This window comes from Neisseria sp. P0022.S010 (assembly GCF_051956635.1).
The window spans coordinates 1-459 of the sequence record NZ_JBQCXF010000887.1 but is presented as its reverse complement, the minus strand read 5'-3'; the positions used below and the strand labels follow the sequence as shown (position 1 = coordinate 459).

Annotated in this window: 1 protein-coding gene; it reads right to left on the bottom strand. The window is 44.7% G+C overall.

Features of this window, described 5'->3' with window-relative positions:
- Positions 1 to 90: 90 nt before the first annotated feature.
- Positions 91 to 384 (bottom strand): YciI family protein, encoded by a 294-nt coding sequence (locus tag ACTHUT_RS21935; protein WP_440419935.1) that lies wholly within the window; start codon positions 382 to 384, stop codon positions 91 to 93.
- Positions 385 to 459: the final 75 nt, after the last annotated feature.

Here is a 459-nt window from a genome sequence, read left to right as displayed (position 1 = left end):
CCTCGAAGAGAAAATTTCTCTGTATAGGGTAACCATGATTGCTTCCTTTGTAATATTATTTTCTTGGCAATAGCCTGCTGAAAAATCGGTTTAGAGAGTTTCCAAGTAGTTGGCAAGTCCTTCGACGACCTTAGTCGGAATAAAATCGGTACTCTTGTATTTCGCTACGCCTTCTCGGTGAAACGGGTCTTCTGCAATTAACTTTTCCACCTGTTCCCTGCCTGATGCTTTCATCAGGATAACGCCGCCCGTCCGCTGCTGTTTGCGTCCAGACATAACAAATACACCTGCTTGATAATACCGTTCTAGATACGCAATATGCTCGGACAGGTAGGTGTCAACCGCAGCCAAGTCTTTAATATATTCCAACGATACGATAAACATCGCTTTTCCTTTCCTCAGCATTAAACCAATAGCGCAGCTATACGCGCAGGAAAACCGCTTATCCACCGACTACCG